The 26,543-nt window shown below is 66.4% G+C and carries 28 protein-coding genes and 1 tRNA gene; 11 read left to right on the top strand and 18 right to left on the bottom strand.

Annotation, left to right across the window (positions count from 1 at the left end):
- Positions 1-107: 107 nt before the first annotated feature.
- The 4 genes from SSA01S_RS02515 to SSA01S_RS02500 all read right to left on the bottom strand — a co-directional run bounded on the left by SSA01S_RS02515 (position 108) and on the right by SSA01S_RS02500 (position 4,584).
- Positions 108-779 carry a spermidine synthase gene (locus SSA01S_RS02515; protein ID WP_061779051.1) on the bottom strand — a complete coding sequence of 224 codons (672 nt, stop codon included), beginning with the start codon at positions 777-779 and terminating at the stop codon, positions 108-110.
- Entirely contained in the window at positions 776-1,138 is a 363-nt protein-coding gene (locus SSA01S_RS02510; protein WP_061779050.1) for a DUF6481 family protein, read from the bottom strand. Before SSA01S_RS02510 ends, SSA01S_RS02515 begins: the two co-directional genes overlap by 4 nt.
- A gap of 202 nt (positions 1,139-1,340) precedes the next feature.
- On the bottom strand, positions 1,341-3,872 hold the full coding sequence (locus SSA01S_RS02505; protein ID WP_419836490.1) for a TonB-dependent receptor: 2,532 nt from the start codon (positions 3,870-3,872) through the stop codon (positions 1,341-1,343).
- A 31-nt stretch (positions 3,873-3,903) separates the two neighbouring features.
- Positions 3,904-4,584 (bottom strand): phosphatase PAP2 family protein, encoded by a 681-nt coding sequence (locus SSA01S_RS02500; protein WP_244885529.1) that lies wholly within the window; start codon positions 4,582-4,584, stop codon positions 3,904-3,906.
- Between the two features lie 232 nt (positions 4,585-4,816).
- Here SSA01S_RS02500 and SSA01S_RS02495 point away from each other — a divergent pair, with 232 nt between their 5' ends.
- Positions 4,817-5,149 carry a hypothetical protein gene (locus SSA01S_RS02495; protein WP_061779109.1) on the top strand — a complete coding sequence of 111 codons (333 nt, stop codon included), beginning with the start codon at positions 4,817-4,819 and terminating at the stop codon, positions 5,147-5,149.
- Here SSA01S_RS02495 and SSA01S_RS02490 read toward each other — a convergent pair.
- The 8 genes from SSA01S_RS02490 to SSA01S_RS02455 all read right to left on the bottom strand — a co-directional run bounded on the left by SSA01S_RS02490 (position 5,109) and on the right by SSA01S_RS02455 (position 13,122).
- Positions 5,109-6,470, bottom strand: a complete 1,362-nt coding sequence (locus SSA01S_RS02490) for a sensor histidine kinase (protein ID WP_061779047.1) — start codon at positions 6,468-6,470, stop codon at positions 5,109-5,111. The two genes, SSA01S_RS02495 and SSA01S_RS02490, sit on opposite strands and share 41 nt — an antisense overlap.
- Positions 6,461-7,141: a response regulator transcription factor gene (locus SSA01S_RS02485; protein WP_061779046.1), complete on the bottom strand. Its 681-nt coding sequence runs from the start codon at positions 7,139-7,141 to the stop codon at positions 6,461-6,463. Before SSA01S_RS02485 ends, SSA01S_RS02490 begins: the two co-directional genes overlap by 10 nt.
- Before the next feature lie 145 nt (positions 7,142-7,286).
- Positions 7,287-7,362, bottom strand: a tRNA-Lys gene (locus tag SSA01S_RS02480).
- Positions 7,363-7,476: 114 nt separating this feature from the next.
- The gene (gene rodA, locus SSA01S_RS02475; protein ID WP_058717655.1) at positions 7,477-8,589 is read right to left on the bottom strand and encodes a rod shape-determining protein RodA; all 1,113 of its coding nucleotides are present in this window, start codon (positions 8,587-8,589) and stop codon (positions 7,477-7,479) included.
- Positions 8,586-10,664 carry a penicillin-binding protein 2 gene (gene mrdA, locus SSA01S_RS02470; RefSeq protein WP_061779045.1) on the bottom strand — a complete coding sequence of 693 codons (2,079 nt, stop codon included), beginning with the start codon at positions 10,662-10,664 and terminating at the stop codon, positions 8,586-8,588. The genes rodA and mrdA overlap by 4 nt, the downstream gene beginning before the upstream one ends.
- Before the next feature lie 2 nt (positions 10,665-10,666).
- Complete coding sequence (gene mreD, locus SSA01S_RS02465) at positions 10,667-11,191, bottom strand: rod shape-determining protein MreD (RefSeq protein WP_058732103.1); 525 nt, start codon at positions 11,189-11,191, stop codon at positions 10,667-10,669.
- Complete coding sequence (locus tag SSA01S_RS02460) at positions 11,188-12,057, bottom strand: rod shape-determining protein MreC (RefSeq protein ID WP_061779044.1); 870 nt, start codon at positions 12,055-12,057, stop codon at positions 11,188-11,190. The genes mreD and SSA01S_RS02460 overlap by 4 nt, the downstream gene beginning before the upstream one ends.
- 24 nt (positions 12,058-12,081) lie before the next feature.
- Positions 12,082-13,122: a rod shape-determining protein gene (locus SSA01S_RS02455; protein WP_042482832.1), complete on the bottom strand. Its 1,041-nt coding sequence runs from the start codon at positions 13,120-13,122 to the stop codon at positions 12,082-12,084.
- Between the two features lie 134 nt (positions 13,123-13,256).
- On the opposite strand from SSA01S_RS02455, the gene mutL reads away from it, so the two are divergent.
- The 3 genes from mutL to SSA01S_RS19410 are packed head-to-tail and all read left to right on the top strand — an operon-like array spanning position 13,257 to position 15,973.
- Positions 13,257-15,044 (top strand): DNA mismatch repair endonuclease MutL, encoded by a 1,788-nt coding sequence (mutL, locus tag SSA01S_RS02450; RefSeq protein ID WP_061779043.1) that lies wholly within the window; start codon positions 13,257-13,259, stop codon positions 15,042-15,044.
- A gap of 53 nt (positions 15,045-15,097) precedes the next feature.
- Positions 15,098-15,586 carry a hypothetical protein gene (locus SSA01S_RS02445; protein WP_061779042.1) on the top strand — a complete coding sequence of 163 codons (489 nt, stop codon included), beginning with the start codon at positions 15,098-15,100 and terminating at the stop codon, positions 15,584-15,586.
- A 45-nt stretch (positions 15,587-15,631) separates the two neighbouring features.
- Positions 15,632-15,973: a hypothetical protein gene (locus SSA01S_RS19410; RefSeq protein ID WP_156477632.1), complete on the top strand. Its 342-nt coding sequence runs from the start codon at positions 15,632-15,634 to the stop codon at positions 15,971-15,973.
- 384 nt (positions 15,974-16,357) lie between these two features.
- On the opposite strand, the gene rplI is transcribed toward SSA01S_RS19410, so the two are convergent.
- Genes rplI through rpsF form a run of 3 tightly spaced genes read right to left on the bottom strand, consistent with a single transcriptional unit; the run spans position 16,358 to position 17,601 of the window.
- On the bottom strand, positions 16,358-16,954 hold the full coding sequence (gene rplI, locus SSA01S_RS02440) for a 50S ribosomal protein L9 (RefSeq protein ID WP_058717660.1): 597 nt from the start codon (positions 16,952-16,954) through the stop codon (positions 16,358-16,360).
- Between the two features lie 12 nt (positions 16,955-16,966).
- Positions 16,967-17,191 carry a 30S ribosomal protein S18 gene (rpsR, locus tag SSA01S_RS02435; protein ID WP_061779041.1) on the bottom strand — a complete coding sequence of 75 codons (225 nt, stop codon included), beginning with the start codon at positions 17,189-17,191 and terminating at the stop codon, positions 16,967-16,969.
- A complete protein-coding gene (gene rpsF, locus SSA01S_RS02430; RefSeq protein ID WP_037567458.1) occupies positions 17,191-17,601 on the bottom strand; it encodes a 30S ribosomal protein S6 in 411 nt (136 codons plus the stop codon). Before rpsF ends, rpsR begins: the two co-directional genes overlap by 1 nt.
- 256 nt (positions 17,602-17,857) lie before the next feature.
- On the opposite strand from rpsF, the gene fabD reads away from it, so the two are divergent.
- The 6 genes from fabD (at position 17,858) to mltG (ending at position 23,019) form a co-directional block, all read left to right on the top strand.
- On the top strand, positions 17,858-18,817 hold the full coding sequence (gene fabD / locus SSA01S_RS02425) for an ACP S-malonyltransferase (protein ID WP_061779040.1): 960 nt from the start codon (positions 17,858-17,860) through the stop codon (positions 18,815-18,817).
- Positions 18,818-18,862: 45 nt separating this feature from the next.
- The gene (locus SSA01S_RS18985) at positions 18,863-19,285 is read left to right on the top strand and encodes a GxxExxY protein (RefSeq protein ID WP_082794887.1); all 423 of its coding nucleotides are present in this window, start codon (positions 18,863-18,865) and stop codon (positions 19,283-19,285) included.
- A gap of 12 nt (positions 19,286-19,297) precedes the next feature.
- Positions 19,298-20,038: a 3-oxoacyl-[acyl-carrier-protein] reductase gene (fabG, locus tag SSA01S_RS02415; protein ID WP_058732098.1), complete on the top strand. Its 741-nt coding sequence runs from the start codon at positions 19,298-19,300 to the stop codon at positions 20,036-20,038.
- Positions 20,039-20,181: 143 nt separating this feature from the next.
- Entirely contained in the window at positions 20,182-20,418 is a 237-nt protein-coding gene (locus SSA01S_RS02410; protein WP_007403554.1) for an acyl carrier protein, read from the top strand.
- Between the two features lie 122 nt (positions 20,419-20,540).
- The gene (gene fabF, locus SSA01S_RS02405; protein ID WP_061779108.1) at positions 20,541-21,797 is read left to right on the top strand and encodes a beta-ketoacyl-ACP synthase II; all 1,257 of its coding nucleotides are present in this window, start codon (positions 20,541-20,543) and stop codon (positions 21,795-21,797) included.
- Positions 21,798-22,050: 253 nt separating this feature from the next.
- Positions 22,051-23,019: an endolytic transglycosylase MltG gene (gene mltG, locus SSA01S_RS02400; RefSeq protein WP_061779038.1), complete on the top strand. Its 969-nt coding sequence runs from the start codon at positions 22,051-22,053 to the stop codon at positions 23,017-23,019.
- 3 nt (positions 23,020-23,022) lie between these two features.
- Here the strand turns inward: mltG and bla are convergent, their stop codons facing one another.
- The gene (gene bla, locus SSA01S_RS02395; RefSeq protein WP_061779037.1) at positions 23,023-23,886 is read right to left on the bottom strand and encodes a subclass B3 metallo-beta-lactamase; all 864 of its coding nucleotides are present in this window, start codon (positions 23,884-23,886) and stop codon (positions 23,023-23,025) included.
- 95 nt (positions 23,887-23,981) lie between these two features.
- Between bla and SSA01S_RS02390 the strand changes: the two genes are divergently transcribed.
- On the top strand, positions 23,982-24,851 hold the full coding sequence (locus tag SSA01S_RS02390) for a LysR family transcriptional regulator (RefSeq protein WP_061779036.1): 870 nt from the start codon (positions 23,982-23,984) through the stop codon (positions 24,849-24,851).
- Positions 24,852-24,974: 123 nt separating this feature from the next.
- Here SSA01S_RS02390 and eda read toward each other — a convergent pair whose 3' ends face one another.
- Together eda and glk are read right to left on the bottom strand one after the other, a co-directional pair.
- Entirely contained in the window at positions 24,975-25,580 is a 606-nt protein-coding gene (gene eda / locus SSA01S_RS02385; RefSeq protein WP_042482810.1) for a bifunctional 4-hydroxy-2-oxoglutarate aldolase/2-dehydro-3-deoxy-phosphogluconate aldolase, read from the bottom strand.
- On the bottom strand, positions 25,577-26,542 hold the full coding sequence (glk, locus tag SSA01S_RS02380; RefSeq protein WP_061779035.1) for a glucokinase: 966 nt from the start codon (positions 26,540-26,542) through the stop codon (positions 25,577-25,579). Before glk ends, eda begins: the two co-directional genes overlap by 4 nt.
- Position 26,543: the final 1 nt, after the last annotated feature.

Genomic DNA, 26,543 nt, shown 5'->3' with positions numbered 1-26,543 from the left:
ACACCCTCACCCTTCCGGCGCTTCGCGCCTCCCTCCCTCTCCCGATGGGAGAGAGAAGGGGCCCGCCCGCGATAGCGGGTGGGAAGGGTGAGGGTCGCGTTACGCTCTTACCGCGGCGTCGCGAACCAGATGGTATGGGTCGCGCCCTTGCCGTTTTCACGGGCGCGGACCTTCACTTCGTCGACCAGGAAGCCCGCGCGCGACAGGCGGCGGGTGAAGACCGGATCGGGCGCCGCCGACCAGATGGCCAGCACGCCGCCGGGCCGCAGCGCGATTCGTGCCTCGTCCAGGCCGCGGTTGGAATAAAGCCCGTCATTGGCCGGGCGGGTCAGTCCGTCGGGGCCATTGTCGACATCCAGCAGGATGGCGTCATAGGTCCCGCGCCCCGCATAGATGGCATTGCCGACATCGCCCATGGCCAGCGTCACGCGCGGATCGTCCAGGCAACCGGCAGTCAGCTCGGCCATGGGGCCGCGCGCCCATTCGATGATGCCGGGGACTAGCTCGGTCACCGTCACCCGCGCATCGCGGCCCAAGCGCGCCAGCACCGCGCGTAAGGTGAAGCCCATGCCATAGCCGCCGATCAGGAGATGCGGCGCGGACCGACCGCCCAGCCGGTCGCAGGTCATCGTGCCGAGCGCCACTTCCGAGCCGCTCATCCGCGTGCTCATCAGCTCGTTGCGGTCGAGCACGATCATGAAGTCCTTGCCCCGGCGAAACAGCCGCAGGGGCTCGCCGCCGGGCACCTCGGCAATGCCCAGCAGCTCGCGCGGGGTCATTTGCCCTGGCGCGCCTTGCGAGCGGCGTAGCGGGCGTCGCGTGCGGCCTTCAGCTCGGCGGCGGTGGGAACCACCGGCGGGCGCGCAGCGGCCGCGGCTGCCTCGGCGGCGGCGTCCGCCTCGGCCTGGGCCTTGGCGCGGGCTTCCTCGCGGGCGGCCTTTTCCTGCTCGATCGCGGCCTTGTGGGCGGCACGACGCTCGGCCTCGGCAGCTTCCTTTGCTTCGCGCGCGGCGGCGCGGGCGGCGACGACCGCCGGGTCGGGCGCGGCCTTGTTGCGCAGCTTTTCCAGCGCGGCCGCCTTGGCGTCGCGCGAGGCCGATGCACGATCGGCGAAACCGGGAACCTTATATCCTGCCATCAATCCTTCATCCCATTGGGAGGGCCATACAGGCCCAATGCACAACGGCCCCGCATCGCTGCGGGGCCGTTGGAGAAACTGGTGAACGCACCGGAGACATCGCGCAGAACCGCTATCAAGCGGCCCTGTCCCAAGCGCACCGAAGGGCTTTCCATAGAGTTTTTATCAAATCTGTCAACCTTTCGGCTGTTCCCGTCTCCCGTCAGCGGAAGGAAATACCCGCCGTCAGCAGGAAGGAGCGCGGCGGCAGGAAGTTGAACTGGTCCAGCTGGCCATAGCCGGACTGGTATTTCGTGCCGTTGATCGTCGTGGTCGGTGCGCCCGTGCTGCTGGTCGCGATCTGCGTCACCGCGCGGCTGTTGAAGACGTTGTTGACCGTCACGCCCAGTTTCAGGCCGCCCTCGACCTGTTGGCTGATCGCGAACTGACCGATGCTGTAGGGACGGATGCGGTACAGGCGGAAGCCGGGGCTGCCATTGTAATCATTGGCATATTGCGGCCCGGTATATTTCTGGTCGAACGAGACGCGAAAGCCGTCCCGGCGGAAGATGAAGCCCGCCGCCGCCGTGCTGAACGGCGCCTTGCCGATCTGCGCATCGGTCTGCACGCTGCGCGCCTGGTTGTAGCTGGCATTGCCGAACAGGGTCAGCCCCCGGATCGGCATGACGCTCAGCTGCCCCTCGACGCCCTTGTAGCGGACCTGGCCCTGGTTCACGAGCAGCGACTGGTCGCAGCCTGTCGTGGTGCAGGTGCCGATCTTGTTGTCGACGTTGATGATATAACCGTCGACGTCCAGCGAGACGCTGTGCCCGTGCCAGACGGTGCCGATCTGATAGTTGGTCGTCGTCTGGGGCTTGAGCTGGTCGAGTGCGGTGACGAGTTGGCCCGAGGCGGAGTAGAAGCTCGACAGGTCGGGCACGTACATGCCCTGCGCATATTGGCCGTAGAAGGACCAATTACTCTTCACCTGCCAGTTGGCGGTCAGGAAGGGCAGGGTCTTGGTCCAGGTCGCGCTGAGATCGAGCGGCGTTCGGGTTTTCTGTTGCAGGGCCGCATCCACGCCGCGCGTGAAGTGGACATATTTCACGCCGGGCGTGATCGACACGCCGTCGACCGGGCGGATCTCCATCTCGCCGAACAGCTGATATTGGTGCCAGGTCGAATGCTGGGCGAAGTTGATGTTCGCCTGGGAAATCGGCGGCAGCGCACTGGTCGCCGCCGTGCCGCTCGCAAACTTCTCGTTATAGCTGGGCAGGCCAGTGGTGCGGTCCAGGTCGAAATTGTGGCGATCGGTGACGGCATATTCATACCAGCCGCCCAGCCGCAGCTTGCCGAAGCCGAAGTCGTAATCCGCCTGGCCGATATAGCCGAAGACGCGGTATTTGTTGAGCTTATCATAACCCAGCACGTCCGTTGCGCTGGTCACCGCCGTATAGGGCGAGGCGGCGGTCCCGGCGCCGGTGAAGCCGGTGACGACACCCGTCGACTTGACCTGGAACACCGGCAGCGTCCCGCCCTTGGGTACGCCGAAGGACGAGCTGCCATTCCCGGACAGCGTGTTGTTGGTGTAGCCGTACATGTACGCGCGGTTGTCGAGCGTCAGCCCGCCGCCCAGGTCGCTCTGCAGCCGTAGATACGAGAAGTCGGTCGTCTTGTCGGTGCGGTTGTACCGCCAATAGTCATGCTGGGTCGGATCGTTGCCCAGGCCGTAATTCAGCCCATATTGACCGATCTGCGAAGTCGTACCGCAACCCTGTCCGGTCAGCTGGCTCAGCGGCTGGCCATCGGCCCCCAGCGCGGTGGTCGTGATCGCCTTGGGATTGGCGGCGTTATAGGCATCGGTCGCTGCGCTGCCGCAGGTCGCGCCCTTCAGCACGTCCGACTGGTAATAGAAATTACGGTTCCAGCTGCTCATCACGGTCAGCGTGTTGGCGCTGCCGATCGGTACCACCGTCTTGCCGAACAGGTTTTTCGAGCCGACCGGCGAGTAGCTGAGCGCGCCATCCGAGGTCAGATACTGGCCGGTCAGCACGACGCGCGCGCCGCCCAGCTTGTCCAGGGTGCCGCTCTGGTACAGGGCACGCCCGATAAACGTGTTCCAGTTGCCGACGATCGCCTCGCCGCGCACTTCCGAGTCCGGGGTAGCGGCGCGGGAATACATGTTGATGTTTCCGCCATAGCTGGCCTGGCCAAGCTGGCTGGCATTGCCGGGGCCACGATCGACGACGATCGTCTCGATCGTGTTCGACGGGAAGAAGGCCGTCGAATGGTGCGTGGGGTTGTTGGTGTCGGCAAAGGGGATCGAGTCGTAGGTGACGTTATATTCGCCGTCCTGGAAGCCCCGGATCGTCGCCTTGGTCTCGGACAGGCCATAGCCATTGCCCGCACCCGAGATCGATACGCCGGGGGTCAGCGCGATCAGCTCGTTCACATCGGCGGTGGCGGCCATATTCTCGATATAGTCGCGGCTGACGGCCGATTGCGGCTGCGTGGTGGTAAGCGAGGCGGTGAGCGGCGCGGCCTCGGCGGTGCGCGATCCAGTGACGATGACGTCGGAGGTGGTCAGCGCCTGCTTGTCATTGGCCTGGCCCGCTTGGTTGGCGGTGGTCGACTGGGTGGCCGGGTCGCTGGTGGGATCGTTCGCGGCGACGCCCACCGGATCGGCATGGGCCAACGTGGGCAGGGCGAGTGAGGTGGCGGCCAGCAGGGCGGCGCGAAACGCAAGCTTGGTCATCATCGGGTCCTCGAAGGAAAGGTGTAAGGGCTCAGCGGCGGGCGAGTTCGGCGCGGGCGGCGGCGACCTGATCGGCGAGACGCGGATCGTGGAGCAGGCGGTCGGCGATCAGCTGGCCGAGCGCATGGCCCGCCTCAACGTCGGAGGGGTAGTGGACGGCGCAGATCTGCCGCCCCTCGGCATAGTCGCGCGCCCGGCCGAGAATGGCGGCGGCGCGGTCGGGGATCAGCTGCGCCAGCGTCCAGCCGGTCGACCAGGCAAACGCCGAGTGGCCGCTGGGATAGCTGTCGTCGACCCCCTTGCCCTTGCCGCAATGGGGCAGGGTGGGATCGGTGCGATAGGGGCGGATGCGGCGGAAATGATCCTTGGCGCGATCGACGACCGCGTCCGTCTCGGCATCGACCCGCGCGAGCAGCGCGGCGGTGGCGGGCAGGGCGGTCAGGTCGCGGCCCGTCACCGCGTTGAAGGCATGGGGGCCCTTGTCATGCCCATCGGCATCGGCGCGCGCGATGCGCTCGGCGGGCGCGGCCCGATGCAGCGCGCGCAGATAGGCCAGTTCCTGCTTCGCCACGTCCGAGCCCGGAGCGGGCGGCGGTGCGACGATCCGCTCGGGCGCAAAGGCGGCGGGATCGAGCAGTTCGGCCACCGGGCGACCGTCATGCTCGGCCAAAGCAGCACTGGCCCAAAGGCCGAGCGCGAGTGCGATCGGCATCCTGTTTTGGATCGACATCATGGTTCCCCCCACTGGTCGGCGGCCCCTTCCCGTCGGGGCACGACCGTGTCGAGCGGCGCGCTAGGTCTGGTCCGTGACCGATCCGTGACAAAGGATCGCGTTCGCCGCCAAAGCTCGCCAACATTGCAAACTTAGAATGCAATCATCGCCGCACTGTCACATTGCGGGTGTCAGGGCGGCCCACGCTTCACCGATCATGGATATCCGCCCGATGCGCCGTTGGCACCATATGCTCGCCCCCTGGTTCGCGCTCCTGCTGCTGTTGCTCGCCGCGACCGGGCTGGCGACGCAGGCGACCGACCTGCTGGACAGCCCGGCGCCGAGCGTGGCTACGGCGGCCAATCCTGCGCCGACCAGCACGATGAAAAGCTGGAATCGCTGGTTCAAGCATATCCATTCGGGCGAGACACTGGGGCCGGTCGGCATTGCGCTGAACATTGGCGGGGGTGTGGCGCTGCTGTTCTTCGCGGGCTCGGGCTTCTGGATGTATCTGACGATGTGGCTCAACCGGCGGCGAAATCGTCGCAGGCGCCGGGCGGCCTAAGCGGCAGCGCGATCTGGACGGCAAGGCCCGGCCGGGCGTTGTCCAGCCGCAGCGTGCCGCCATGGAAGCGGACGATCGCCTGGACGATCGCCAGCCCGAGGCCGCTGCCCTGCGTTTCCGCCTGTGCCGCCCGCTCGAACGCCTGGACCACGCGGGCGCGGTCGGGCTCGGCCAGGCCGGGCCCGTTGTCCGACACGGTGATGCGCGCACACGCCCGGTCCGACGCCAGCGCCAGGCGCGCGGCGGTGCCGGGCGGGGTGTGCGTCACCACATTGTCGAGCAGGTTGACCAGCATCTGCCCCAGCAGATCGGCATCGCCCGCCACCATCGGCCGCGCCCCGGCGTCGAGCGTCAGTGTGCCACCATGATCGGCTAGCACCGGCTCCATCGTCTCGGCGACATCTTCGATCAGCGCGCCGAGATCGAGCGGGGTAAGCGCCACCGGATGCCGTCCGCCCTCGATCTCCGCCAGCCTTAGCAGCGCGTCGAAAATGCGGATGATCGCGGCGCATTCGCGCTCCGCTCGCTCCAGCACAGTCGGATCGTTCGTTCCGCCGCGCAGGATGCCGCGCAGCCGGGTGAGGGGGGTGCGCAGGTCATGCGCCAGGTTGCTGGCGAACAGTCGCTGGGTGCGGACCAGATCGTCCATGCGGTCGAGCATCCGGTTCAGGCTGTCGGCCTGCCCCGCGAACACGCCGTCCAGCCCTTGCGTCGGCACGCGGCGGCTGAGGTCGCCGCCGGCGATCGCGTCCGCCGTTTCCTGTGTCGCGGCGAGCCGGACTGCGATCAGCCGCGCGAACACCAGGGTCACCGCGACCCCCGTCACCGCCGCCGTCAGCGACAGCGCGACCACGACCCAGGGCAGCAGTTCATGAAGCGATTCGCCCGCCTCGCTATGCTGGACGATCACGAGCAGGCTGCCGCTGGGTAGGCGCGTCGCCAGCGCGCGCCCCTTCTGCGTCGCCCGCCCGCCCGCGTGGAAGCGGACGTTGGAATAACCGAGCGGCGGCGGCGCGATGTCCAGCCGCCCGGCGATCCGCCTGCCATCCGCGCCGAACAGGACATAGGTCCGCTGGCTCAGCACCTTGCGCTGCTGCCAGTCGGCGATCTTCGCGGCGACGATGGCATCGGTCACCGGCTGGCCATGGCCCAGCCCCAGATATTTCGCCGCATGGGCGTGCAGCGATGCGTCGACCCGGCGCGCGATCCAGGTGTCGGCCACGCTGAACCCGATCACCCCGACCAATGCCATCATCACGGTAAAGGTCAGCCCGACCTGGATGGGCAGCCGACCCAGGCCGCGCCGTATCGTCAGACGCATCGATCGGACCGCAGGATATAGCCCGCGCCGCGCTGCGTCTCGATCGGGTCGCAGTCGATGCCCATCAACGCCGTGCGCAACCGGCTGAGATTGCTTTCTACGATATTGGCGGTGGGGGCGAAGGCATAACCCCATACCCCCTCCAGCAGCATCGAGCGGGTGACGAGCCGGTCGGCATGGCGCATCAGGTGGGCGAGGAGCGAATATTGCCGCCGGTTGAGCGCAACGGCCCGGTCGCGAAACCGGGCCTGATGCCCGCTGGGATCGAGTTGCAGGCCGCCGACCTCCAACCGGGGATTGTCGCTCGTCACCGTGCCGCGTCGGCTGATCGCGGCGATACGGGCGGCGAGTTCATCCATGTCGAAGGGCTTGGCGAGATAATCGTCCGCACCAATCGCCAGCCCCTCGATACGGTCCTTCACCGATCCCAGCGCGCTCAGCATCAGGATCGGCGTCGCATGACCATCACGCCTTATCTGGTCGATGACCGACAGGCCGTTCAGGTCGGGGAGCATCCGGTCCAGCACGATGGCATCCCAATGTTCCTGTTTCAGCGCGAGCAGCGCCTCGGCCCCGGTTTGCGCCAGGCGCAACTGCCGGTCGGCCGAACCCAGGCCGTGGGTGATCTGCTCGGCGATGACGGGATCGTCCTCGACGATCAGCAGGCGCATGACGGGTCCATGGTTTAAGCCCTCCGACCCTGCCACGCAGACATGACAGATATGAGGCAAAGCGCGAACCGCGCACGGTCACGGGCGGATCGGAGAAGCCCGAATGCACAACGGCCCCGCATCGCTGCAGGGCCGTTAGAGAAACTGGTGGACGCACTTGGGCTCGAACCAAGGACCCGCTGATTAAGAGTCAGCTGCTCTACCAACTGAGCTATGCGTCCATATCGTCACGCTTGTCAGGCCGTCCGGCGGCCCGCCTTGCGATCGGGAGGCGCGCCTTTAGCAGGCCGTTTCCGCTTTGCAAATGCTTTTTGCGCGGGCGTGACGATTTTTCCTCACCAGCGGGTGGAGCGGCGATTCTCCCGGTCGATCGCCATCAATATGCCTAGGCACAACAGCACCGTCATCTGCGACGACCCGCCATAGCTGACCAGCGGCAGGGGAATGCCGACCACCGGGGCAAGGCCCATCACCATCATCAGATTGACCATCACGTAGATGAAGATCGTCGTCGACAGTCCCGCCGCGGTCAGCCGGGCAAAGCGCGTCGGCGCGGCCTGCGCCACGTTGAGGCCCCAGCGGATCACGAGCAGGAAGGCGAGGATCAGGAAGCACCCGCCGACCAGACCCCATTCCTCCGCCATGGTCGCGAAGACGAAATCGGTGTGGCCTTCGGGCAGATAGTCGAGATGGCTCTGCGTGCCGTTCAGGAAGCCCTTGCCCCAGATGCCGCCCGATCCGATCGCGATCTTCGACTGGCTGATATGATAGCCGGTGCCGAGCGGATCGCTCTCGGGATCGAGGAAGATCAGCACGCGGTTGCGCTGGTAATCGTGCAAGACGAAATTGACCGCCAACGGAGCCGCGACCGCCAGCGCCATCGCACCGCCGATGAACAGCCTCAGCGGCACACCCGCCAGGAACATGACGGTCGCGCCGCCCGCGCAGATCATCAGCGCCGTGCCCAGATCGGGCTGCTTCATGACAAGGGCGGCGGGAACCGCGATCATCGCGGCGACAGGCCATATGCCCGAAAAGCGCCGCGTCTCGCCGGGCGGCATCAGTTCGTAGAAGCGCGCCGCGCCCAGCACGATGAACAGCTTCATCAGCTCGGAGGGTTGCAGGCGGATGAAACCGACGTCCAGCCAGCGTTGGCTCCCCCCGCGCACCGCGCCGAGCAGCTCGACCAGCACCAGTAGAACCACCAGGATCAGATACCCCGGCATGGCGATGCGTCGCCACAGGTCGAGGGGCAGGCGCGACAGGACCAGCGACCCGGCGAGCAACACGAAGAAGCGCACCCCCTGCGGCTTGGCCCAGGGGGTCAGCGAGCCACCGGCGGCGGAATAGAGGACGACCAGCCCGAAACAGCCGATCGCGGTCACCAGCAGGATCACGCGCCAGGGAAGCCGGGCGATGGGTTCGGGGATGATGCGGGGGCCGCTCATGGATTGGGGTCGCTCGGCTCGTCGCTGGGATCGGACTCGCGCGTGGCCATGGCTTCGGCCTGCGCGTCCGACATGTTGGTGGCGGCCGATACGGCGGGAGCATCGGTTGCCGCGCCCGCATCGGTCTTTGTCGCGGCGGAGGCGGGCTTGGGCGAGTGCGCCGCGCGGTAGGCGGCTTCGTCGGCCTTCATCCGCGTCGCGATGTCGCCGCCCCAGGTCGGCTCGTCTTGCGCCAGCGAGGCCAGCGCACGGTCGCGGTCGAACAGATAGGTCATGATGTCGCGCCCGATCAACGGCGCGTCCAGGTTGCGCACGGTATGGCCGTTATGTTCGAGGACGACGGAAATCGCATAACGCGGATTGTCGGCGGGCGCGAAGCCGACGAACAGCGCGTGATCGCGCAGCTTGAAGGGCAGTTGCCCGTTCTTGAGCACGCCGGTGCTGCGCCGCTCCGCCATGGAAATCCGGCGCACCTGCGCGGTGCCGGTCTTGGCCGCCAGGCTGACGCCGGGCACCAGCATCCGCGCCGCGCCGCCCGTGCCACCCTGGTTGACCACGCCGAACATCGCGTCGCGCACGATCGCCAGATGTTCGGAGGCGACGGGCAGGGCGGGGGCGTCGAGATGCACCTGGTGCGACAACAGGCTCGGCTCCAGATGCCGCCCGGACGCTAGGCGCGCCGCCATGACCGCCAGCTGCAACGGATTGGCCAGCACATAGCCTTGGCCGATCGAGGCGTTCAGGCCGTCGGCGACGGTCCATTTCGTCTTGTATTTCTTCAGCTTCCACGCCGGATCGGGCACGGTGCCGTAACGTTGCGTGCTAAGCGGCAGGTCGAATTTCTGGCCCAGTCCGACCATGCGAGCGACCGGCGCGATCCGGTCATAACCCATGCGCCGGATCATCTCGTAGAAATAGATGTCGCAGCTCTGCTCGATCGCACCCTTCAGGTTCAGCGCGCCGTGACCGCCCCTTTTGTGGCAGTGGAAGATGCCTGTGCCGACCCGCATCGCGCCGGTGCACAGCACGCGGTCGTTCTCGCCCACGCCCGCTTCCAGCAGCGCGAGGCCGTTCATCGGCTTGACCGTCGAACCCGGTGGATAGAGGCCTTGAGTGACCTTGTTCATCAAGGGAACATGGTCGTTTTCCGACAGCATCGACCATTCCAGATGGCTGATCCCGTCCGAAAAGCTGTTGGGGTCATAAGCGGGCATCGACACCATCGCCAGCGTCTCGCCGGTGCGGCAGTCGAGCACCACTGCCGACCCCGAATTGGTGCCCAGGCGGCGGGCGGCATATTCCTGCAACCCCGCATCGATGGTCAGGCGGATATTCTTGCCCGGCACGTCGGGGCGGGTGGCGAGTTCGGCCACCACCTTGCCGCGCGCCGTCACCTCGACCCGCTTGGCGCCAGGTTTGCCGCGCAAATACGGCTCCAGCATCTTTTCCAGCCCGTCCTTGCCCAGCTTGAAGCCGGGGGTCACGAGCAGCTGGTCGTGCGTCGCCTTGAACTGTTCGGCGGTCGGCGTGCCGACATAGCCGGTCAGATGCGCGACGGCGGGCCCCGCCGGATAGAAGCGGGCGAAGCCGCGCGTGGGCTGAACGCCGGGCAGCTCGGGCAGACGGACGCTGACCGCCGCGAAGCGTTCCCAGTCCAGCCGCTCGGCGACCTGCACCGGCTGGAACCCGGCGGCGCGGTCGAGGTCGAGGCGGATACGCTCCATCGCCTCGTCATCCAGCTTCAGGATCTGGCGCAGCAGGTTCAGGACGCGGTCCTTGTCCTCGTCAGCCAGCCGGTCGGGGATGATGTCGACACGGAAGTCGGTGCGATTGTTGGCGATCGGAATGCCGTGCCGGTCGATCAGCCAGCCGCGACGCGGCGGGATCATCGTCGTGTTGACCCGGTTGCTTTCCGAGAGAAGATTATACTTCTCGTTCTGCGCGATCGACAGCCACGCCATGCGCCCGGCCAGCAACAGGCCGACGCCTGCCTGTGCCGTGCCCAGCACGAAGGCACGCCTGGAAAAGCTATAGGCCTGCGCGGCCTCCGTCATGATCCGCCCCGGGCGATCCATGCTTACGCCCCTACCTCATTCCGGCCGCGTTTGCGATCGATCCAGGCGACCAGCCGCGTCGCCACGGGGAATAGCAGGATGGTGATGGCGATCTGAACGACCAGCGGCGCGTCGACCTGCGCCCCCACCGGCACCGCCAAAAAGCGCCCGGCGATCAGGCAGAAGGCGATGGCCCCGCTGGCGATCAGCCAGTCCTGCCAGAAGTCGCGGAACACCAGCCGATGCTCGAACAGGTCGATGGCAAGCGAGGTCAGCGACCAGAGCAGCATCGCCGAGCCCAGCGGCTGACCCGACAACAGATCGTCGAACAGACCCAGCGGCGCCGCCGCCCACAGCCGGAGCGCAAAGCGCGCCACCAGCCGCCAGGCAAGCAGCATCAGCAGCCCCATCGGCGGCTGCAGCGGCACGATCGCCACCACCGGCACGATGGCGCAGAGCGATCCGGCCATCACGGTCAGCCAGGGCAGCGCGCGGGCGCGTGCGGGGGGCAGTCCGGGGTCGAAGGGGTTGCTGGTGTCGAGGGTCACGGCCGGGGTGCCGGCGCAGGTGGCGGCATCGGCATGAAGGCACGCTGAACGATCGCGAAATCCAGCGTGTCGGGGTGGATGAATGGCCGCGCGGTGGCCACGTCCCCGCCGTCGCTCTGGATGCGCGCGACGGGAATATTGGGGGCATAGAGCCCGCCCGTGCCCGAGGTGACGAACAGGTCGCCCTTGGCCAGCCGTACGTTGGTGGTGACCGACCGCACCTCCAGCGTGCCGTCACCGCGCCCGACCGCGATGGCGGGCAGGCCGTCGCGCGTCCGGCGAACGGGCACGATGCTTTCGGGATCGGTCAGCAGCAGGACGCGGGCGGCGGCAGGCCCCGCCTCGGTCACGCGCCCGATCAGCCCTTCGGGTCCCCGCACCGCCATGCCGGGGCTCACCCCCTGCCAGCGGCCCGCGTTGAGCAGCGCGAAGCGACGGCCGCTTGATCCGGTCGAGCTGACCAGCCGCGCGGTCGCCACCGTATCGGGCGTCCGGTCGCGCACGGCGAGCAGCCGGCGCAGGCGGACATTGTCATAGGAAATGGTGCGCGCGGTCAGCAGTAGCTTGCGCGACTGCACGAGTTCGGCGCGCAGCCGCTCGTTTTCGGAATGGACGAAGAAATAATGGCCGATCGCATCCGGCACGCCGCTGACCGCATCGCCGATCGCGACGAACGCGCCGGAGATGGGCGCGGTCACGCTGCCCAGGGTCATGCGCAGGGCGCCGAAGGCGGGCGGGTTGAAGGTCGATGCGACAAGCAGCACCGCGCCCACCACCGCGCCCGCCACCGCGAGCACATAGGCCAGGAAAGCTCCATATTGCCGCCGTCGCGAGAAACCGGTGCGACGGTCGCGGGCGGGCGCCATGCGCCGGTCCCCTTATGCTGGAGGTTAGCCGTTCAGCAGGACGCCGCGATACATCGGATCTTCGAGCGCACGGCCGGTGCCCAGCGCGACGCAGGTCAGCGGATCTTCCGCCACCGTGACCGGCAGGCCGGTCTCGTCACGCAGCACCTCGTCCAGCCCTTCGAGCAGCGCGCCGCCGCCGGTCAGGACGATGCCCTGGTCGACGATATCGGCGGCCAGTTCGGGCGCGGTGTTCTCCAGCGCGACGCGAACGCCCTCGACGATGGTCGCGACCGGCTCGGACAGCGCCTCGGCGATCTGGCCCTGGTTGATCTGGATTTCCTTGGGCACGCCGTTGACGAGGTCGCGGCCCTTGATCTGGATCGTCACGCCGATGCCGTCCGCCGGGGGACGCGCAATGCCGACTTCCTGCTTGATCCGCTCGGCAGTGGCTTCGCCGATCAGCAGGTTATGGTTACGGCGGACATAGGAGACGATCGACTCGTCCATCTTGTCGCCGCCGACGCGCACGCTCGTGGTATAGGCCAGGCCGCGCAGCGACAGCACCGCGACTTCGGTCGTGCCGCCGCCGATGTCGACGACCATCGAGCCGATCGGCTCGGTCACCGGCATGTCGGCGCCGATCGCGGCGGCCATCGGCTCCTCGATCAGGAAAACCTGGCTCGCGCCCGCATTGGACGCGGCGTCGCGGATCGCGCGGCGCTCGACCTTGGTCGAACCCGACGGCACGCAGATTACGATCTCGGGCCAGCGGGCGAACTTGCGGGGGCCGTGCACCTTCAGGATGAAGTGCTTGATCATCTGTTCGGCGACATCGATGTCCGCGATCACGCCGTCGCGAAGCGGGCGGATCGCCTCGATATTGCCCGGCGTCTTGCCCATCATCAGCTTGGCGTCGTCGCCGACCGCCTTCACGCGCTTGATGCCGTTGATCGTCTCGACCGCGACGACGGATGGCTCGTTCAGCACGATGCCGCGTCCGCGGACATAGACCACGGTGTTCGCGGTGCCGAGGTCGATCGCCATGTCTTGCGACATGAATTTCAGGAAGCGGGGGAGGGGCATCGAGGCTTTCGTTCCGTCTATGGACCGGGTGGGCGTGGACTCATATCCCGAACCGCCGCCAAGAGCCGTCACAGGCACCTGCACCGTCATTTGCGGGGTCGCGGGATGCCGTCGCTTGGGCTAGGGCTTGCCGCATGTCAATACGGCGTCTGCCTCCCCATCTCGTCAATCGTATCGCGGCCGGTGAAGTGGTGGAAAGGCCCGCCAGTGCGTTGAAGGAACTGGTCGAAAATTCCATCGATGCGGGCGCGACCCGGATCGCGGTGGCGATCGGGCAGGGTGGCATCGGCCGGATCGAGGTAGCCGACGACGGATGCGGTATGTCGGCCGAGGACATGGCGCTGGCGCTGGAGCGGCATTGCACCTCCAAGCTGCCCGACGAGGCGATCGAATCGGTCGCAACCCTCGGATTTCGGGGCGAAGCCTTGCCCTCCATCGCCAGCGTGGCGCGGGTCACGATCGAGAGTCGCCCGGCGGGCCGCGACGGCTGGGGCCGGGTGGTCGACAATGGCGAGGTGCTGCGCGACGGCCCCGCCGCCGTGCCGCCGGGCACCCGGATCGTGGTCGAGGACCTGTTCGCGCGGGTCCCCGCCCGGCGCAAATTCCTGCGCTCGCCCCGCTCGGAATATGCCGCGTGTCTCGATACGATCCGTCGGCTGGCGATGGCGCGGCCCGATATCGCCTTCACGCTGGAACATGATGGGCGGCGTGTCCTGACCGTGCCGGGCGGCGAGGAGCGGCCGGGTCGAGTCGCGGGCCTGACCGACCGGGCGCTGGCGGAAAACTCGGTCGCGATCGACTGGGTGCGCGACACGATCTCGCTGGGCGGGGTCGCGGGCTTGCCGACCTTCAACCGAGGGATCGCCGACCATCAATATCTGTTCGTCAACGGACGCCCGGTACGCGACCGCCTGCTGATGGGCGCGATTCGAGGGGCTTATGCCGAGATGTTGCCACGCGATCGCCATGCGGTCGTCGCGCTGTTCCTCGACATGCCGCCGTCGGAAGTCGATGTGAACGTCCACCCGGCCAAGACCGAAGTCCGCTTCCGCGACCCCGCGCTGATCCGGGGCATGATCGTGTCCGGTCTGCGTCGCGCCCTGGACGAAGCTGGGCATCGCAGCGTCCAGCGCGCGCCCGACTCGGCGCTGGCGATGTGGCAGAGCGAGAGCGTCGCCGCACCCGCGGCGACGGCCCCTGTGGCGGAAGACTGGAGCCATGCCGCCCCGGAGGCGCGGGTGATGGAGCGCCAATCGCTGTTCGCGCCGCGACCCGGCTTTGCCGCTCCCCCGCCGCTCGCCCGCGCCGAGGCTGCCTTCGCGCCCCCGCCGGAGGTGCGCCAATATCCGATGGGCGTGGCACGCGGACAGGTCGCCAAGACCTATATCGTCGCCGAGGCCGAGGACGGGCTGGTCCTGGTCGACCAGCACGCCGCGCACGAACGGCTGGTGCTGGAGCGGATGCGTGCCGCACTGACCGGCGGGCGGGTGGCGTCGCAGGCGATGCTGATCCCCGAAGTGGTCGAGCTGGACGAGCCCGCCTGCGACCGGCTGGAAGCGCGCGCCGAGGAACTGGCCGAGTTCGGCCTCGACCTCGAACGCTTCGGCCCGACCGCAATGCTGGTCCGCTCGACGCCCGCGCTGCTGGGACAGAGCGATCCCAAGGGACTGGTCAGCGACCTGGCCGATGAACTCGCGGCGTTCGACCAGGCGCTGTCGTTGCGCGAGCGGCTGGACCATGTCGCGGCGACCATGGCGTGCCACGGCTCGGTCCGCGCCGGCCGTATCCTGTCGGTCGCCGAGATGAATGCGCTGCTGCGGGAAATGGAGGTCACGCCGCACTCCGGCCAGTGCAACCATGGCCGCCCGACCTGGATGAAGTTGCAGCATGGCGATATCGAGAAGCTGTTCGGGCGGAAGTGACGATCGTGTCCGACTGTCTTTGCCCATCGTTACCCGACCTCGCCCATATTCCGATGGGTGATCATCGCGGGGGCGACGAGCAGTTCCTTGAAACAGTGAAGGTTTTGCGAAACGCGGGCGAGCCACGATGGTGGCTCTATCTATGCCAGTGTGGGTCATGCCAGCAGAATTGGCTGGTGGCGCAAGAAGAGCGGATTTACGATGAGCATCTTCTGGTCAAGATATCGCAGGAGCGCGCGGATGCGGTTCTCTATGCTGGGAAATGGCCGGATACGTTCAGCACCTATGAGTCGGTCCTGACCATCGCTCAGACGCTTTCACATCCCGGGCAATTTCTCGACCCCATGGCTTGGTCGCTTCTCTGTCCGGTGGACGACCTTCGCCGCGAGCGCCATGATATTAGCGAGGATGAGATGGCTCATCTGCTGGGGATTAGTCGGCGCCACGTGCATCGTTTGATCGTGCGAAATGCGAGAGCGTCGATCGGCGAACGAATGAAAGGTTGGCTGTCATTTGTGCGAGGCAACCGGTCTTTCCATTAGTCGTCGTAGCTTGCGGTGAGGCCGGTCGGAGGACACGATCTCGTTATGCGGATCATGATTGTCAGGCGCCCGAATGGCGAAGCACCCGAATGGGTCAGGGATGCCTGGATCGGCGTGTCGATACCGCTTCTTATTCCAAGCCGTCGAATGGTGCGAGGCTTCGGTGTACTGACCGGACCTCGTGGCGTCTTGCCGCAAATTTGGGCCCTGCTGCGGGGACGAACCGTCAATGTGGATGGCTTTGTCGTAAATGCGCGGATCGCCGTGGACTGTCTTGAAGGTCATCGGCCAGATGCTGCGGCGTGGTGGCGGCGTCACACGCCGCACCTGCTGCGAAAAAGTGCGAGTTTCGTGTTCGACGCAGCGGCTTGCGAACTCTTGTCCTAACCGACGATGGATGCCGCACTGCACAAGAAAGCGCTTGATCCAGGCTAAGCAGCCCTTGTTTTGCCGGTGAACCGAGCCCATAGAGCGATGAGTTGAAAAATTTCGCGTTCGTGCGTTCATCGTAACGAAACTTTTGCACTTGGCCGTGTATTAAATGGCCATTGATAGGCTTTGGCAGTTTTGATCATGAAACATATCATGCCGCTCTTCTTCGCCCTGATCCCCCTGGCGGCGGTCGTCGGCGCCTGCGTCACTTGCCCCTGAAGATTCTCGTGCGCTGATGAATGCGCGCTTTTCTTTTCCGTTTTCCAAGACGCAAAAAAGGGCCGCCCGGACATGCCGGGCGGCCCTTCTTGTTTCGGCGGAAGGCCGAAGCGCTTGGGCTTAACCCTGCGCTTCTTCTTCCTGCTCCGGCTGAACCTCGGCGGTGGCGCCGGGCTCTGCGTTGGGATCGTAATCCTCGGTGAAGCCGGCTTCGTCACGCTCGAACATCGAGGCCATGACGTCGACGCCCTGTGCCTGCATCTCGGCTTCTTCCGGCGAGCGGGCGACGTTGACCTTGACGGTCACGGCCACTTCCGGGTGAAGCGCGACACGCACGTCGTACAGGCCGATCGCCTTGATCGGACGGTCGAGCACGATCTGGCTCTTGTTCACCTTGTGGCCGTCGGCGACCAGCGCCTCGACCAGGTCACGCACCGCGACCGAGCCGTACAGCTGGCCGACGTTCGACGCCTGACGGATCAGGGTGACGGTGGCGTTCTCGAAGGTCTTCGACTCGACCTCGGCCTCGGCGCGACGGTTCGCGTTCTCGGCTTCGATGCGGGCGCGGTTGGCCTCGAACACCTTCTTGTTGGCTTCGTTGGCGCGCAGCGCCTTCTTGCGCGGCAGCAGGAAGTTACGGGCATAGCCGTCCTTCACCGTGACCACGTCGCCAATGGCGCCGAGCTTCTCGACGCGCTCAAGCAGAATAACGTTCATCTGTAAGACCCCTTACTTCACGACGTAGGGCAGGAGGCCCAGATGACGCGCGCGCTTGATCGCCTGGGCGAGCTCGCGCTGCTTCTTGGCCGACACGCTGGTGATGCGCGACGGCACGATCTTGCCGCGCTCGGACACGAAGCCCTGGAGCAGACGGACGTCCTTATAGTCGATCCGGGGCGCGTTCTTCGCGGAGAAGGGGCAGCTCTTGCGGCGACGGAAAAACGGGCGGGCCATTATGCGGCTTCCTCTTCACGATCACGACGGGGGCGGTCAGCGCGGTCGGGGCGTTCGCCACGATCGGCACGACGCTCGCGGTCGCGCTCCTGCTTGCGCATCATCACCGACGGACCTTCTTCATGGCCGTCAACCTTGACGGTCATGTAGCGGATCACGTCTTCGTTGATCTGGGTCTGGCGCTCCAGCTCGGCGACGACACCGGCGGGGGCGTCGATTTCGAGCATGACGTAATGCGCCTTGCGGTTCTTGGCGATCTTGTACGCCAGCGAACGCAAGCCCCAGGTCTCGGTCTTCACGACCTTGCCCTGATTGTCCTCGACGATCTTCGTGGCGGCTTCCGCCAGCGCGTCCACCTGCGCCTGTGCCAGATCCTGGCGCGCAAGGAACACGTGCTCGTAAAGAGCCATGCAGCTTACCTTATGTTGGCCGATCGCTGACGCCCACCCCATGTGGGACGCCCCTCCGGCTGTCTTCCATACTTCAATACCTTCACGCCAAAAATGGCATGAGGGCGGGTGAAGCAGGTGCTTCCCGCCCAATGGTGCGCTGCCTCATAGCGGATTGCGGCCAAAAGGCAAGCGGGGAAGGGCCCCGGACTTGCCAGCGGCGGGCGACCTTTCTACCGCGCGGGCCATCCTATTACTGTTTGATGGCAGAACCGACATGCGTGCATTCATCTTTCCGGGCCAGGGCAGCCAGGCCGTCGGCATGGGCAAGGCGCTGGCCGAGGCGAGCCCCGTCGCCCGCGAGGTATTCCAGGAGGTCGACGAGGCGCTGGGCCAGCATCTCTATCGCCTGATGGTCGAGGGACCCGCCGACGAACTGACCCTGACCGAGAATGCGCAACCCGCGATCATGGCTAATGCCATCGCGACCCTGCGCGTGCTGGAGAAGGAAGGCGGCGTCCGTCTGTCGGAAAAGGCGGATTTCGTCGCGGGCCACTCGCTGGGCGAGTATACCGCGCTGTGTGCGGCCGATGCGATCGACCTGCCGACGACGGCGCGCCTGCTGAAGCTGCGCGGCCGGGCGATGCAGGCGGCGGTGCCGGTGGGCGAGGGGGCGATGGCCGCCTTGCTCGGTGCGGACCTGGAAAAGGCGAAGACGATCGCGGGTGCGGCGGTCGATGCGATCCTGGCGGAGGGCGGTGAGGAACTGGTCTGCACGGTCGCCAATGACAATGACCCGAGCCAGGTCGTGATCTCCGGCCACCGCGCGGCGATCGAGAAGGCGGTGGCGCTGGCCAAGGACCTGGGCGCGAAGCGCGCGGTCCTGCTGCCTGTGTCGGCGCCGTTCCACTGCCCGCTGATGCAGCCCGCCGCCGATGCGATGGACGCCGCGCTGGCTAAGGCGACGATCCGCGCGCCGCTGGTGCCGGTCTATGCCAATGTCGAGGCTGCGCCGGTTGCCGACCCGGGCGCGATCCGCGCGCTTCTGGTCGCGCAGGTGACCGGCATGGTCCGCTGGCGCGAATCGGTGCTGGCGATGGAGGACGCGGGCGTGACGCAGTGCGTCGAGTTCGGTGGTAAGGTGCTGGGTCCGATGGTCAAGCGCATAGCCCCCGACGTCGATGCGGTCAGCGTCGTGACGATGGACGATATCGAGGGGCTTCTCGCCAAGCTCTGATTTTGCGCGCAGAGGCGCGGAGGACGCAGAGGGGTATTGGGGGCCATGCGGGATATCGATCTCGTGAGTGGGGATGTGATCGATGTCGCATTGCGATTGCATCATGAGCTCGGTCCCGGCCTACTCGAAAGCGTCTATGAGATTGTCCTGGCCGCCAGATTGGCGGCCATGGGCTACTCCGTCGCGCGTCAGCGCAGCATAGACATCGACTTTGAAGATGTGCGTATTGAAGGAGCCTTTAAGATCGACCTTCTGGTCGACGAGCGTCTTGTGGTCGAAATCAAATCGGTGGAACGCTTGGCCCCGGTTCACGCCAAACAACTTCTGACGTATCTGCGTCTTACTGGTCAGCCCGTTGGGCTGCTGATCAACTTCGGAGGGGAGACGCTGCGCGAGGGCATACGTCGCCTCGTCAACAACCATAACCCCTCTGCGTCCTCCGCGCCTCTGCGCGAACAAAAATTCTAGGGAGTTTCTCAAATGTTCGACCTGACTGGAATGACCGCCCTCGTGACCGGCGCGTCCGGTGGCCTCGGCTCGGCGGTGGCCAAGGCGTTGGCGGCGCAGGGGGCGAAGCTGGCGCTGTCCGGCTCCAATATCGACAAGCTGGAGGCATTTCGCGCCGAGCTGGGCGGCGATCATGTCGCGGTGCCGTGCAACCTATCCGACCCCGCCGCCGTCGATGCGCTGATCCCGCAGGCGGTCGAGGCGCTGGGCGGCAAGCTCGACATCTTGGTCAACAATGCCGGTGTTACGCGCGACAACCTGACCATGCGGATGAAGGATGAGGAGTGGGATCAGGTCATCAGCGTGAACCTCGAGGCGACCTTTCGCCTGATCCGTGCCGCCGCCAAGCCGATGATGAAGGCGCGCTTCGGCCGGATCATCTCGATCACCTCGATCGTCGGCGCGACCGGCAATCCCGGCCAGGCGAACTATGCCGCGTCCAAGGCGGGCATCGTCGGCATGTCGAAGGCGGTGGCGCAGGAGCTCGCCAGCCGCAACGTCACGGTCAACTGCGTCGCGCCCGGCTTCATGCGCTCGGCGATGACCGACGTTCTGCCCGAGGCGCAGAAGGCCGCGCTGCTGGGCAAAATCCCGGCGGGCGACCTGGGCAAGGGCGAGGATATCGGTGCCGCCGTCGTCTATCTGGCCTCGAAGGAAGCGGGCTATGTCACCGGCCAGACGCTGCACGTCAATGGCGGCATGGCGATGCTGTAACCGGGCCTGTAAAGGGCTTAATTCGCACGAATGATCCGATCTGTCGGTAAGTCCGTCGCTGGACGGGCTTGCCAGACTTGGACGCGCGTTCTACGTGCGTTCAGGAAGTATCAACCCCCGATGAATTACGAGAAGGGATTACCATGAGCGAGACCGCCGACCGCGTGAAGAAGATCGTCGTCGAGCATCTCGGCGTCGAAGCCGACAAGGTGACCGAGGACGCGAGCTTCATCGACGACCTCGGTGCCGACAGCCTCGACATCGTCGAGCTCGTCATGGCGTTCGAGGAAGAGTTCGGTGTCGAAATCCCGGACGATGCCGCCGAGAAGATCACGACCGTCAAGGACGCGATCACCTATATCGACGAGAACAAGGCCTAATTCCGGGGCCTCGGCCCGCAGGTGATGCGGGCCGAACGGGCCGCCAAGGCCAGGATTCAAGCGGCTCCCCGACCCCGACATAGCGGGCGGGGAGCCGTTTTCGTTTGGGAATGGAGTGGAATATGCGGCGCGTCGTCGTCACCGGTCTGGGTCTTGTCACGCCACTGGGCGCGGACGTCGAAACCGCCTGGGCCAATCTGATTGCTGGCAAGTCGGGCGCGGGGACGATCACCCGCTTCGATACGACGGGGCAGAAATGCACCATCGCGTGTGAGGTGAAGCCCAAGGACCATGAATATGGCTTCGATCCCGACAAGCGCGTCGACCACAAGGTCCAGCGCCAGGTCGATCCGTTCATCGTCTATGGCATCGACGCCGCCGGACAGGCGCTGGAAGATGCCGGTCTGACCGAGATGGACGAGGCGACGAAGCTGCGCGCGGGCGTGTCGATCGGCTCGGGCATCGGCGGTCTGCCGGGCATCGAGATCGAATCGGTCAACCTGCACGAGCGTGGCCCCGGCCGGGTCAGCCCGCACTTCGTCCATGGCCGCCTGATCAATCTGATCTCGGGTCAGGTCAGCATCAAATATGGCCTGATGGGCCCGAACCACGCGGTCGTCACCGCCTGCTCGACCGGCGCGCACTCGATCGGTGACGCGGCGCGGATGATCCGCGACGACGATGCCGACATCATGCTGGCGGGCGGTGCGGAAAGCACGATCAATCCGCTCGGCGTGGCGGGCTTCGCCCAGGCGCGCGCGCTCAACATGAGCATGAACGACCGTCCGACCGAGGCGAGCCGTCCTTATGACAAGGGCCGCGACGGCTTCGTGATGGGCGAGGGCGCGGGCGTTGTCGTGCTGGAAGAGTATGAACACGCCAAGGCACGCGGCGCGAAGATCTATGCCGAGGTCGTCGGTTACGGTCTGTCCGGCGACGCCTATCATGTCACCGCGCCGCATCCCGAGGGCAAGGGCGCCGAAAATGCGATGCGCATGGCGCTGCGCAAGGCAGGCATGGAGCCGTCGGACATCGATTATATCAACGCCCATGGCACCTCGACCATGGCCGACACGATCGAGTTGGCTGCGGCCAAGCGCGTGTTCGGCGATGATCTGTCGGGTGCGTCGATGTCGAGCACCAAGTCGGCGATCGGCCATTTGCTGGGCGGGGCCGGGGCGGTTGAGAGCATCTTCTGCATCCTCGCGCTGCGAGACCAGATCGTTCCGCCGACACTGAACCTCGACAACCCCGATGAGGGCACCGAGGGCGTCGACCTGGTGCCGCACACGGCCAAGAAGCGGGAAGTGAAGGCGGTGCTGAACAATTCGTTCGGCTTCGGCGGCACCAATGCCTCGCTGGTCATGAAGGCGATCTAAACCCCTCGATACCCGTTCGGCCTGCGTGAAGGCGCAGGCCACGGGATTTGAGGGGAGGCCCAGGCACCCATTTCGGCTTCGCTTCTTGCGAACGGAGTGGGTGGCAGAGCAAAATTCCAACCCCGGTGATGGCCGGGTCCGGTTGCAAATTCATTCGGCTCGCGTCATCGGGCGGAATGGCAAACGGGCCCGGATCATCGCCGGGGTTGTTTCCTGTCCGGGGCCCAGCGCCCTCGTCATAACCGGGTGAGATATGCGCAAGGTCGGCTGTATCGGGTTGCTGCTGGGGCTGATCGGCATCGCCGTCTTCGCCTGGGTCGCGCATGACTGGGCGGGCAGCGGGCCTGCGGACAAACCGCTTGCGGTCGTCGTACCCGAGGGGGCGAGTTTGGCGCGCGCCGCCAACGAACTACAAAAGGCGGGCGCGATTCGCTCGGCCGGTCGCTTCCGCCTGTACGCCCGGGTCTTCGGTGACGGCGGGGCGATCAAGGCGGGCGAATACGCCATCCCCGAACATGCCAGCGCGCATGATGTCCTGACCCTGTTGCAAGAGGGCAAGGTCCGCCAGCGGCTGGTGCCGGTGCCAGAGGGTTATCCCTCGGTCCTCGTCCACGATGCCCTGATGCGTGCCGACGGGCTGACCGGCGATGTGCCCGTCCCGGCGGAAGGGTCGGTCCTGCCGGATAGCTATGCCTATCAGAAGGGCGACACCCGCGCCTCGGTGGTCGCGCGGATGCAGAAGGCGATGAAAGACTATCTCGCCCAGGCCTGGGTCGACCGGAAGCCGGGTATTGCCGTCAAGTCGCCGCAAGAGGCGATCATCCTGGCCTCGATCGTCGAGAAGGAAACCGGCAAGCCCTCCGAGCGCCGCACCGTCGCGGCGGTCTATGGCAACCGTCTGCGTATCGGCATGCCGCTCCAAGCCGATCCGACCGTGATCTATCCGATCACCAAGGGGCGTCCGCTCGGCCGCCGTATTCTGCGTTCGGAGCTTCATGCGAAGAACGGCTACAACACCTATGCCAGCCCCGGCCTGCCGGTCGGGCCGATCGCCAATCCGGGCCGGGCCTCGATCGACGCAGTGCTGAACCCGGCCGACAGCAAGGCGCTGTATTTCGTGGCGGACGGATCGGGTGGCCATGTGTTTGCCGACACGCTGGCGGAACATAACGCCAATGTGCAGAAATGGTACGCGATCCGTCGCCAGCGCGGGGAAATGTGACGATCAGCGCGCATCCTGCATGAGGCGTTGCGAGAGTTTCCGCTGCGATGATGCCGCATAGGCGCGACAAGCGCCGGGCGTCGTCAGAAACCGCTCGGTCGCGCCGTCCTGATCGGCGTGGGCGGTGATCAGGATGTCGCAGGGCAGGGCGCGCATCGCCGCCTGCCCGCGTGCGAAGGCGGCCACGACGGCTTTGTGCGAGGGGGCCGAGAAGCGATAATCGTCGGTTGACACGGGGTTCAGGCTGGCGGCGAAGACGATCGCCTTGCACCGCTGGCCTTCGCAGGCGCGCCAACTCCAACTCATGCTGCCCATGGTGTGGCCCGGCGTTGCGCGCGCTGTGACGACGGTATTGCCGAGCGTCAGCCTTTCTCCGTCGCGGATGACGCGGACGGACCGGACGGCGGGGAAGCGGCTGTCATAACCACGCTGCGGATCATCGACTGCCAACCGTCCGGTGCGGAGACCTTCCGCGCCCCGAGGGCTGGCGACAACCGTCGCGCCGGTATCGCGGGCCAGCGCGGCAAGGCCGCCCGCATGGTCGAAATGCGGCTCGGTGCTGAGAATATATTTGATGTCGCGGGGCCGAAAGCCGAGCTTGGCGACATTGGCCAGGATGGCGGGCGCGGCTTGCGGTAGCGCGCCGTCGATCAGGATCAGGCCCTTACCCGTATCGATCAGCGCGACGTTCAGCCCGCCGAAACCGACCAGATAGGTGGTGCCGAAGACCTTCATCGGCGGGCGCGGGGCGAGCCATTCGGCCGTATGTTCGGTCATGATCGGCTTGGTCAGCGGGTCGGGTGTCTGCGGGGTGGCGGGCGCAGTGACGATGGCGATCAACGAGAGCAGGGTCGGTCTGGCGAGCATGGCGTGTCTCCTCGCCCGGCAAGATGGATGGCTTTGTCTCGCACCACAAAGCATCTTCCCTCGACAGAGCCATGAGCCGATTTCATGATGGGGGCATGGACCGCGCCCAACTTCCCCTCAATGCCCTGCGCGCCTTCGAGGCGGCGGCACGGCATTTGAACTTTACCCGTGCCGCGATCGAGCTGTGCGTCAGCCAGGGTGCGGTCAGCCATCAGGTCGCGGCGCTGGAGAAGAGGCTGGGCGCGCGGCTGTTTCACCGTCTGCCGCGCGGGCTGGCGCTGACCGATGACGGCCAGGCACTGGTGCCGGTGCTGGCCGAAACGTTCGACCGGATCGGGGCGACGCTGGACCGGTTTGCCGATGGGCGTTTCCAGCATGTGGTCAATATCGGGGTTGTGGGGACCTTTGCCACCGGCTGGCTGCTGGCGCGGCTGGATGATTTCGCGGCGACCCATCCGCACATCGACTTGCGCGTGTCGATCAACAACAACCGGGTCGACCTGGCGGGTGAGGGGCTGGACTGCGCGATACGCTTCGGCGACGGCGCGTGGCATGGGACGCATGCCGAACCGCTGATGGCCGCGCCGCTGACACCGCTCTGCGCGCCGTTGGTCGCCGCGCGGTTGCAGGGGCCAGGCGATCTGGTGCGGGAGCGGTTGCTGCGATCCTACCGGGTCAGCGAATGGGAAAGCTGGTTCGCGGCGGTGGGTATCCTGCCGCCCAACCTGCGCGGGCCGATGTTCGATAGCTCGGCGCTGATGGTCGGCGCGGCGATGGCGGGGCTCGGCGTGGCGCTCGCGCCCAAGGCGATGTTCGGCCATGAACTCACGACGGAACGGCTGGTCCAGCCCTTTGCCGTCGAGATCGATGCCGGGCGTTATTGGCTGACGCGGTTATTGTCGCGCAAGGAAGGACTGGCGATGAAGGCGTTTCGCCAGTGGCTGATGGGGGCCATTAGCGCCTGAGCTTGCCAGCAACCGAACACCCTCACCCTTCCGGCGCGTTGCGCCTCCCTCCCTCTCCCAATGGGAGAGGGAAGGGGCCCGCCCGCGATAGCGGGTGGGAAGGGTGAGGGTGTTCGTCCTTGATCAGCCCCGCAGCGCAGCCGCCGCGCGCGCCTTGGCCTCGACATCGGCCATCGATCCGCCCGTCACCCAGCTGCCGCCGACGCACAGCACGCGGTCGAAGGCCAGCCAGTCGGGGGCGCTCGCTTCGGTGATGCCGCCGGTCGGGCAGAAGCGTGCTTGGTAGAAGGGGGCGGCCAGCGCCTTCAGCGCCTTCAGCCCGCCGCTCGTCTCGGCGGGGAAGAACTTGAAATGGGTCAGGCCCAGGTCCAGCCCGCGCATGATGTCGCCCGCATTGGCGATACCGGGCAGATAGGGAATGCCGCTCTCGATCACCGCCGCGCCCAGACGGTCGGTCAGGCCGGGCGAGACGATGAACTCCGCGCCCGCATCGGCCACGTCGCGCAGCTGCTGTTCGTTGACCACGGTGCCGGCCCCGACGATTGCCCCGGGGACCTTCTTCATCTCGGCCATCGCCTCCAGCGCGGCGGGGGTGCGCAGCGTCACCTCCAGCACCTTGAGCCCGCCCGCGACCAGCGCCTCGGCCAGCGGCTTGGCGGTGGCGGCGTCGTCGATGACCAGCACGGGGATGACCGCGCTGGTGCGCATGATGGTGGCGATGTCGGTCATGAATGCTCCTGGGCAAAGGCCGCGGCTGCACCGAACAGGCCGGGCTGGGGATGGGTGATGAGCTTGACGGGGATGCGCGCCATCAGCGACTGGAACCGTCCCTTGGCGACGAAGCGCTGGTCGAAGCCCGAACGCAGCAGCTTGTCCTTGATTCGGTAGCCGAGACCGCCTGCAATCACCACGGTCTTGGCCCCCTGCGCCAATGCGAAATCGCCCGCCACCGCGCCAAGCGCGAGACAGAAACGGTCGAGCGCGGCGAGCGCGATCGAATCGGTGCCCTCGAGCGCCTCGGTCCAGATTTCGCGGTCGTCGCGGCTGGGGACCGCACGGCCTTCGAGCGTAGCCAGCGTCTCATAGATGGCGACGATGCCGGGGCCGGAGCAAATCCGCTCGCACGACACGCGGGTATAGGTGCGGCGCAGGCGCTTCAGGATCGCATCCTCGATGCCGTCGAGCGGGGCATAGTCCATATGCCCGCCCTCGGTCTCGATGACGTGGTAGCGGTTGGGGGTCATCAGCACCTGCGCGACGCCCAGGCCGGTGCCGGGACCGCAGACGGTGACGACGCCCTGTTCAGGCATCGGTTCTTCGGGGCCGCAGATATGGAGGAAGTCCTCTTCCGGCACCTGCGCGACAGCATGGCCGACCGCGCCGAAATCGTTGATGACCGTGTAGACGTCCGCACCCAGCCGCTCGGGGATGAGGGAGGGGCGGATGACCCAGGGGTTGTTGGTCATGCGGATCACGTCGCCGGTGATCGGCGAGGCGATGGCGAGCGAGGCGGCTTTGGGCAGCGGGCGGCCCAGATGCGCCTCGAACGCCTGCCACGCGGTCTGGAGCGAGGCGTGCTCGGCGGTCTTCTGCGTGCACGGCTCGCCCAGCTTGACGACGCGACCGTCCTCGACCTCGGCGATGGCGAAGCGCGCATGGGTGCCCCCGATGTCGACGGCTACGATTTCCATA

Origin of the sequence: Sphingomonas sanguinis NBRC 13937, from assembly GCF_001591005.1 — a bacterium.
In the GTDB taxonomy this organism is placed as follows: Bacteria; Pseudomonadota; Alphaproteobacteria; order Sphingomonadales; family Sphingomonadaceae; genus Sphingomonas; species Sphingomonas sanguinis.
The sequence above is the reverse complement of the archived record's forward strand: the minus strand, read 5'-3'. Positions and strand labels throughout refer to the sequence as shown.

What these genes read in the sequence shown, in the direction of transcription:
- rpsF (WP_037567458.1), bottom strand. Translation starts at nt 17,601, where the DNA reads ATGGCTCTTTACGAGCACGTGTTCCTTGCGCGCCAGGATCTGGCACAG.
- SSA01S_RS02495 (WP_061779109.1), top strand. Translation starts at nt 4,817, where the DNA reads ATGCGCCGTTGGCACCATATGCTCGCCCCCTGGTTCGCGCTCCTGCTG.
- SSA01S_RS02485 (WP_061779046.1), bottom strand. Translation starts at nt 7,141, where the DNA reads ATGCGCCTGCTGATCGTCGAGGACGATCCCGTCATCGCCGAGCAGATC.
- fabD (WP_061779040.1), top strand. Translation starts at nt 17,858, where the DNA reads ATGCGTGCATTCATCTTTCCGGGCCAGGGCAGCCAGGCCGTCGGCATG.
- rodA (WP_058717655.1), bottom strand. Translation starts at nt 8,589, where the DNA reads ATGAGCGGCCCCCGCATCATCCCCGAACCCATCGCCCGGCTTCCCTGG.
- SSA01S_RS02410 (WP_007403554.1), top strand. Translation starts at nt 20,182, where the DNA reads ATGAGCGAGACCGCCGACCGCGTGAAGAAGATCGTCGTCGAGCATCTC.
- eda (WP_042482810.1), bottom strand. Translation starts at nt 25,580, where the DNA reads ATGACCGACATCGCCACCATCATGCGCACCAGCGCGGTCATCCCCGTG.
- SSA01S_RS02390 (WP_061779036.1), top strand. Translation starts at nt 23,982, where the DNA reads ATGGACCGCGCCCAACTTCCCCTCAATGCCCTGCGCGCCTTCGAGGCG.
- mutL (WP_061779043.1), top strand. Translation starts at nt 13,257, where the DNA reads ATGTCAATACGGCGTCTGCCTCCCCATCTCGTCAATCGTATCGCGGCC.
- mrdA (WP_061779045.1), bottom strand. Translation starts at nt 10,664, where the DNA reads ATGGATCGCCCGGGGCGGATCATGACGGAGGCCGCGCAGGCCTATAGC.
- rplI (WP_058717660.1), bottom strand. Translation starts at nt 16,954, where the DNA reads ATGAACGTTATTCTGCTTGAGCGCGTCGAGAAGCTCGGCGCCATTGGC.
- SSA01S_RS02510 (WP_061779050.1), bottom strand. Translation starts at nt 1,138, where the DNA reads ATGGCAGGATATAAGGTTCCCGGTTTCGCCGATCGTGCATCGGCCTCG.
- bla (WP_061779037.1), bottom strand. Translation starts at nt 23,886, where the DNA reads ATGCTCGCCAGACCGACCCTGCTCTCGTTGATCGCCATCGTCACTGCG.
- fabF (WP_061779108.1), top strand. Translation starts at nt 20,541, where the DNA reads ATGCGGCGCGTCGTCGTCACCGGTCTGGGTCTTGTCACGCCACTGGGC.
- SSA01S_RS02515 (WP_061779051.1), bottom strand. Translation starts at nt 779, where the DNA reads ATGACCCCGCGCGAGCTGCTGGGCATTGCCGAGGTGCCCGGCGGCGAG.
- mltG (WP_061779038.1), top strand. Translation starts at nt 22,051, where the DNA reads ATGCGCAAGGTCGGCTGTATCGGGTTGCTGCTGGGGCTGATCGGCATC.
- SSA01S_RS02490 (WP_061779047.1), bottom strand. Translation starts at nt 6,470, where the DNA reads ATGCGTCTGACGATACGGCGCGGCCTGGGTCGGCTGCCCATCCAGGTC.
- SSA01S_RS02505 (WP_419836490.1), bottom strand. Translation starts at nt 3,872, where the DNA reads ATGACCAAGCTTGCGTTTCGCGCCGCCCTGCTGGCCGCCACCTCACTC.
- fabG (WP_058732098.1), top strand. Translation starts at nt 19,298, where the DNA reads ATGTTCGACCTGACTGGAATGACCGCCCTCGTGACCGGCGCGTCCGGT.
- SSA01S_RS18985 (WP_082794887.1), top strand. Translation starts at nt 18,863, where the DNA reads ATGCGGGATATCGATCTCGTGAGTGGGGATGTGATCGATGTCGCATTG.
- SSA01S_RS02500 (WP_244885529.1), bottom strand. Translation starts at nt 4,584, where the DNA reads ATGCCGATCGCACTCGCGCTCGGCCTTTGGGCCAGTGCTGCTTTGGCC.
- SSA01S_RS19410 (WP_156477632.1), top strand. Translation starts at nt 15,632, where the DNA reads ATGCGGATCATGATTGTCAGGCGCCCGAATGGCGAAGCACCCGAATGG.
- glk (WP_061779035.1), bottom strand. Translation starts at nt 26,542, where the DNA reads ATGGAAATCGTAGCCGTCGACATCGGGGGCACCCATGCGCGCTTCGCC.
- SSA01S_RS02455 (WP_042482832.1), bottom strand. Translation starts at nt 13,122, where the DNA reads ATGCCCCTCCCCCGCTTCCTGAAATTCATGTCGCAAGACATGGCGATC.
- rpsR (WP_061779041.1), bottom strand. Translation starts at nt 17,191, where the DNA reads ATGGCCCGCCCGTTTTTCCGTCGCCGCAAGAGCTGCCCCTTCTCCGCG.
- SSA01S_RS02460 (WP_061779044.1), bottom strand. Translation starts at nt 12,057, where the DNA reads ATGGCGCCCGCCCGCGACCGTCGCACCGGTTTCTCGCGACGGCGGCAA.
- SSA01S_RS02445 (WP_061779042.1), top strand. Translation starts at nt 15,098, where the DNA reads ATGGGTGATCATCGCGGGGGCGACGAGCAGTTCCTTGAAACAGTGAAG.